Source organism: Kitasatospora sp. NPDC023118, from assembly GCF_055560875.1.
Genome location: NZ_JBVHHW010000062.1, coordinates 7,349 through 13,787, shown reverse-complemented (window position 1 = coordinate 13,787; position 6,439 = coordinate 7,349). Strand labels below are relative to the sequence as shown.

Genomic DNA, 6,439 nt, shown 5'->3' with positions numbered 1-6,439 from the left:
CCCGCGGAGCGGGTCCCTACGGGCCTTCGGCCCTCCGTTCGCGCCTGACCTTCGGTCAGGCGGCGGACCCGCTCCGCGTGTCCGCACGCGGGCTTCGCCCGGGTGGGCCCGGCGCTCCGCGCTCGGGCCGGGCCGCTCCGCTTCGCTCCGACGGCCCGATGGGGCTGAGGCACAGTCAACCATCTGAGCAGGCAAATTAGCTGATCTCACAGCAGACTGGCTGGGGACGGGGTAGCGCAGAGGGGGCGCGTGCGGGTCTGCTTCACTCCTCTCAGATTGGTCTAGTCCACGGTCTGACCATGATTTCGCCCCCTCGGTGGGGCGGGGTGCGCTACCCTGGCAGGGTGAGCAATGATCCTAGTGTATCAGTTTTATCCCGTCAGGTGATCCAGCCGGAACAGGGGTGCCGACCCCAGGGTTTCGGGTATTCGCCGGAAATCGTGGACAGGCTCTGATATTCTGCCGGATAGTCGCTTCCATTGGGATCGTATTCCGGTCGGCTGGTTTTCTGCGCCGATCCGTCGAATGTATCAGTAAGGCACTGTCAGGATTTCCCGCGTGGTCCCTGGTGTGGGCTCGGGAATGGTGAGGGGAGACACGTCTTCATGAACGTCGTAAAGCCGGGCCTGATGGCCGCTCAGTCCGCCGCCGGCATCTCGCTGCGCGGGCACCAGGAAGAGGCCCTGGAGGCGATCGTGCGGGGCCTGACGCCCCGTCCGGGACACCCGGTTCCCTCCAACGGGCTGCGGGTGACCGTGCAGATGGCCACCGGGTCCGGCAAGTCGTACGTCGGGGCCGCGGCCGGGCAGAAGCTCGCGCCTAGGGGCGTCGTCCTGGTCGTGGTGCCGACCCTGGACCTGCTGGTGCAGATGATCGGCTCGTGGCGGGCGGCCGGCCGGGCCGGGGACATGCACGCGGTGTGCTCCCTGGTCGACTCCGAGCTGCCGTACGGAGTGATGGCGACCACCAGCCCGCTGAGGATCGGCATGTGGCTGGCCCATGCCGCGAAGCACCGCCGGCCGACCACCCTGTTCGCCACCTACACCTCGGTCAGCGCCGTCGCCGACGCCTACGCCCACTGGGCCAAGCTCCCCCAGGGTGAACTGCTGCCGCCGCTGTCGCTGATGGTCTGCGACGAGGCGCACCGTTCCTCGGGGAGCGTCGAGAAGACGTGGACGGTGGTGCACGACCAGGCGGAGATCCCGGCGGACCGCCGGCTCTACATGACGGCGACCCCCAGGATCTGGGCGCCGCCCAGCAGCGCCATGAAGCGGCGCGAGAACGCCCACCAGCCACTTCCGGAGGAGCTGGCGGTCTCCATGGACGACCAGCGGATCTACGGCCCGCACGTGTACTCCCTGGGCCTGGCCGAGGCGATCGACCGCAAGCTGCTCGCGCCGTTCGAGATCGTGGTCCTGGAACTGCGCGACCCGTTCGGCGACCGCCAGGCCGCCGAGCAGCAGGGCGTGCCGTGGGGGCCGGGTGTCGGTGAGGCCGAGGACGGCAGCGAGGACGAGGTGCCGGCCGAGCGGATCGCCGCCATCCAGGCCGGGCTGGTCAAGACCGTCGTGGAGCGCGGGTTGGAGCGATGCATCACGTTCCACAACCGCACGATCGAGGCCCGTTATTTCTCCGAGACGCTGAATCAGACCATGGAGAAACTGCACTTCGAGAACCCGGAGAAATACCCACCTGAGTTCTGGGCGCAGTGGCTCTCCGGTGAGCACGAGGTCGACTACCGGAAGGGGCTCATCGGCGATTTTGGGAAGGGCGAGGAGGACGACGGGCTCAGGCACCGGATTTTCAGTAACTGCAAGGTCTTGGGCGAGGGGGTTGATATGCCGAATGCGGATTCGGTGTTGCTCCAGGGCCGGGGCAGCATGGTGGATATCGTCCAGGCCATCGGCCGTGCCCTGCGCATGCAGCCCGGCGAGGGAAAGACCGCCTGCCTGATTGTGCCGGTTTTCCTCAAGGCGGGAGAGGAGCCGGGGGACATTCTGGAGTCGGATTCCTACGGCCCGCTGGTCAAGATCCTGACAGCGCTGCGCAGCCACGACGCCAAGGTCGTCGAGGCCCTGGCGGTGCCACAGAAGTCCGGCAAGCGGACCAAGGGGCGCAGCGCCGAGGCCGCTTCCGGGCCTGGTGAGAGCGGGCTGAGTGAGGGTGGGGCGGGGGCGTTCACGCTGCCGGTGCGGTTCCAGTCGCCGGTGGACGAGAACGTGCTGGCGCTGTTCATCGCCTCGCGGGTGCTGACGGGTGAGAACCAGTTCTGGCGGGAAGGGATCAACCACGCCCGCCGGTGGCACGAGGAAACCGGCGGGCTCGATGTCCCCTATTCTGCCATGGTCGGAGAAGAGGGGAATTTCCCGCTCGGAAAATGGCTCTCGGACCGGCGCGGTGAGCATTCTCGTGGTGAATTGGCGCGCCATCGGGTAGACATGCTCGACCAGCTGGGGATGGTCTGGTCCGTGAGCGACGCGCGGTTCGAGGCCGGCCTCGACTGGGCGCGGGTCTGGGCCAAGGGCCACGGCGGCTCGCTGGCTGCGCCGGCGAGGGCCTCCATCGGCGGCTACGCGATCGGCACGTGGCTGTCCGAGCTGCGCGCCGCCGCGGCGGTGCCGGACGGCCAGTCGGGGGCGCTCGCGCCGGAGCGGCGGCGGGCGCTGGAGGAGATCGATCCGTTCTGGTGCCCGCGCTGGCCGATCACCTGGCAACGCACCTACGCGGCCGCGCGGCAGTGGTGGCTGGAGTGCGACGGCAAGGTCGACTGGGCCACGCTGCCCGTGGAGACGGTGTTCGAGGGCGAGCAGCTCGGCCGCTGGGTGAAGGCGCAGCGGGCCGGGTGGCCGGGGTTGGAAGAGGACCAGCGGGACCTGCTGACGGCGATCGGCATCGAGGAGGACCAGGAGCTCGTCGCCGCGCGGGCGGCCGCCGAGGCAAAGCCGAAGGTCTCCCGTGCTGACCGGTTTCAGCTCCACCTGGCAGCACTGGCCAAGTTCGTCGAACGCGAGGGCCACGCCAGGGTCCCGCGCGCCTACAAGACAGCGGAGGGGTTGTCGCTGGGGGCCTGGCTCAACAACACCAAGGCCCGTCGGGCGAAGCTGACCACCGAGCAGCTCGGGCAGTTGGAGGCCCTGGGCGTGGCCTGGTAGGCCGGGCGTGGTTGGGCTCGGCCGTGGTTCCGCTGGGGCTTTGGTAGGTGAAGGTCCTCGTCGTTATTGAGTGAGGGTGGGGGCTGGGGTTGCGTCGTTGGTACAGACGGTGCCGCGGGAGGCGATGACGGCGCAGGCGGTGGCGTCGGTGGGCTGGCTGGAGTGCACCATCTTGGTATGTGCGTCGTGGCCGGACTGCTGGCGGTACTCCTGTTGGCCTGACGGGGGGCCGTCCTTGCCGAAGACCTGGACGCGGTCGTCGGGGGAACTGCCGCTTATCTTGGCCCACGCGGCTTGGCAGGATGGGCTGAAGCGGAGTTCGATCAGGACGCCGTATGCCTGTTTGCTGGCGGCGGTGAGGGCGTCGTGCTGGCAGGGCGTGCTGGCGGGCTCGATCCCTGCGCATGAGGCGGCGGCGCAGGTGGTTGTCGGCGTCGGCGTTGGTCTGGCGGGGGCGGCTGCGGGTGGTGCTTGGGCGGTTGTGGTTCCTGGGTTCGGGGTGTCGTCCTTCGTGAGCTGGACGGCGGCGATGACGGCTCCTCCCAGAAGCAGTGTGCCGAGGGGCCAGAGGAGCCAGTGTCGTTTGCGGGGTGCTGGGTTGGCGGCTCGGGCGGCGTCGCGGGGTGTGGCCGGGCCGTCGTCGGACGGCTCGTCGGGATGGGTGTCGGCGTTGTCGGGTAGTTCGTGTTCCGCGCGGGTTCGTAGGTCGAGTGCGCGGGCGAGTTCGGCGTCCGAGAGCTGGTAGTGCTTCCACAGCAGGCGGATCATGTCTTCGGGGGCGGGCGGCCGGTCGGGGTTCTCGTATCGGGAGAGGCTTGCCTGGCTGATGTGGAGTTGTTGCGCGACGGCGGTCTGTGTCTGGCCGGCCTCTTGGCGCCAGCGTCGAAGGGCAAGCGCCAGTTCCGTCTTGGCCGGCGGAGGGGGCGGGGTGTCGCCGCGTGTCTCCGGGGTCCGGTCTTGCGGCATTCGCAGTCCCCCTGTGCGTGTCGGATCGTTCATAGTCCCAGCTCACGGCGCATGGATGTCTCACGCATATGCATGAGTAGTCATGTGCTCGCACAGCGTAGAAGTCACCGTGGGCGGCGTGCAACGGTAGTGGTCAGCCGGAGGTTCTCCGGCGGATCCAATTCCCTCCTTCCCTGTATCCGGGCGGCCTCGGCCGTGCCGGTCGGGGAACGGCACACCTCACGGAGTAGTCATGGACATGACCAACAAGTGTTTCGGTTTCCCGAAGGGACGCGCCGTGCGAACCGCTGCCGGGGCCGTCCTGGTCGCCGGGATCCTCGCGGGCATCGGCGTCGCCAGCGCCGACACCGTCCGCCCCGGTGCCCAGGGGGCCTCGCGCAACGCGGACGCGTCGGGTGTTCGACTCAACCTGCGCGAGGGGATGCGCGGGGACGGCGTCACCGCCCTCCAGCGCCAGCTCAACACCCACGGCCACCAGGTGAAGGTCGACGGCATCTTCGGACCCGAGACCACCGCGGCCGTCAAGGCGTTCCAGCGCGCCCACCACCTGAAGGTGGACGGCATCGTGGGCCCCGCGACGCGGCAGGCCCTGGGCACCGCCCCCGGCGGCCAGGCGAGCCAGAGCGCCGCCGCGCTGGCCCGTCAGATCCTCGATGCCAAGGGCATCAGCCTGGCCGACCTCCACCCCTCGGGGGCGAAGGACCCGGCCTCCACCCCGCTGCGCAACATGCAGGACACGGCCGCCGGCAAGGCGGCCATGACCAGCAGGTACAGCGACGTCGGAGCCCGTCCGGTCCTCCTGGACGCCCACATGCTCAACGGCGTCCTCAAGCTCAACACCGAGCACGGCTTCCGGTTCAACATCACCGAAATCACCGGCGGCGACCACAGCAGCTCCTCCCGCCACTACGCCGGTATCGCCTTCGACACCAGCGTCATCGACGGGGCAAAGGTCAGCCGGAGCAACCAGGCGGTCGCCCGTTTCAAGCAGGCATGCAAGGCGCTGGGCGCCACCGAGGTGCTGGGCCCCGGCGACGCCGGCCACGACACCCACGTGCACTGCGCCTGGCCGCGCCACTGATCCCGCGACGCCACGGGAGCGGCCAATGCCGTCCCCGTGGCGTCCGCAACCCCATGTCGGCCCCTGCATCGGAGCGAACTGCCTCCCAGGGGCCGGGGCGACGCCGGCATCACCGGTCCCGCCGTCCTCCCGGCCCCCTTCCCCACATCGCCTGCCGCGACCCGAGCCAGGGCCCGGCACGCCCTCATCGTCCCATCGCACACAAGGAGTCCACCATGCAGATCACCAAGCGAGCAGCTGCCTGGACGGCGGCTGCGGCCGCCGTACTCGGCGCGATGGGGGTGGGCGGCCTGGTCACCCGGGCCGAGGCCGCCGTCCCCTCCGCGTACGCCGTCAAGGGCCTGGACACCAGCCACTACAGCCACAACGACGACCACAACACGGGCCGCGGGCCGGCGATCGACTGGCCGCAGGTCGTGCGCTCCGGCCAGAAGTTCACCTTCCTGAAGGCGACCGAGGGCAACGACTGGACCGACAAGTGGTTCAGCCGGGACATGGACGGCGCCGCCAAGGCCGGCATCCTGCGCGCGCCCTACCACTTCTACGGCCGCACCCCCGGTGTCTCCCAGGCCCAACACTTCGTCAAGACTGCCCGCGCGGCTGGCTACACCGGCCACGGCAAGGGCGAGCTCCCTCCGGCCATCGACCTGGAGACCCGGGATGGCAAGTGCCCGGCCAACCTCAGCACCAATGAGGTCAAGGCGTTCCTGTCCACGGTGCAGCGCGAACTCGGCGTCAAGCCGATCGTCTACGCTTCCGTGTCGTTCGTGAAGGACTGCCTGGGCAGCGACGCCTCCGCCCTGGCCGGGCACGTGCTGTGGCAGCCCCGCTACGGCAGCGGCAGCCGCGAACCCGCGCCGATCCCCAGCGCCGGGCAGTGGACCATCTGGCAGTACGCCGAGCACGGCCACGTCCCGGGCGTCCCCCACGACGGCGACGTCAACGTCTTCCGCGGCACCGAGGCCCAGCTGCGCGCCCTCGCCACCGGCGGAACCACCACCCCCGCCCCCGGAACCCCGGCACCCGCCGAACGGTCCTGGCCCCTGCTGAAGGCCAGCAGCCAGGGCACGGACGTACGCACACTCCAGCGGCTGCTCACCGCCGCAGGCGCGAAACTCACCGTGGACGGGCAGTACGGGCCTGCCACCACCAGCGCCGTCAAGGCCTTCCAGAACGCCCACCACCTGGAAAGTGACGGCATCACCGGCCCCGACACCTGGAGCCAACTGCTGTCCGCCGG

The 6,439-nt window shown here is 69.7% G+C and carries 4 protein-coding genes; 3 read left to right on the top strand and 1 reads right to left on the bottom strand.

Annotated features, from left to right (window positions below; all coding sequences use genetic code 11):
• The first annotated feature begins 605 nt into the window (after nt 1-605).
• The gene (locus ACZ3UD_RS36890; RefSeq protein WP_465598235.1) at nt 606-3,152 is read left to right on the top strand and encodes a helicase associated domain-containing protein; all 2,547 of its coding nucleotides are present in this window, start codon (nt 606-608) and stop codon (nt 3,150-3,152) included.
• Nucleotides 3,153-3,215: 63 nt separating this feature from the next.
• Here ACZ3UD_RS36890 and ACZ3UD_RS36885 read toward each other — a convergent pair whose 3' ends face one another.
• Nucleotides 3,216-4,151 (bottom strand): helix-turn-helix domain-containing protein, encoded by a 936-nt coding sequence (locus ACZ3UD_RS36885; protein ID WP_465598232.1) that lies wholly within the window; start codon nt 4,149-4,151, stop codon nt 3,216-3,218.
• A gap of 244 nt (nt 4,152-4,395) precedes the next feature.
• Between ACZ3UD_RS36885 and ACZ3UD_RS36880 the strand changes: the two genes are divergently transcribed.
• On the top strand, nt 4,396-5,199 hold the full coding sequence (locus ACZ3UD_RS36880) for a peptidoglycan-binding domain-containing protein (RefSeq protein ID WP_465598229.1): 804 nt from the start codon (nt 4,396-4,398) through the stop codon (nt 5,197-5,199).
• Between the two features lie 215 nt (nt 5,200-5,414).
• A partial coding sequence (locus ACZ3UD_RS36875) for a GH25 family lysozyme (protein ID WP_465598226.1) occupies nt 5,415-6,439 on the top strand: 1,025 nt, incomplete at its 3' end.

Bases quoted from the DNA above. Each gene is read 5' to 3' on its own strand.
- ACZ3UD_RS36890 (WP_465598235.1), top strand. From the start codon at position 606: ATGAACGTCGTAAAGCCGGGCCTGATGGCCGCTCAGTCCGCCGCCGGC.
- ACZ3UD_RS36885 (WP_465598232.1), bottom strand. From the start codon at position 4,151: ATGAACGATCCGACACGCACAGGGGGACTGCGAATGCCGCAAGACCGG.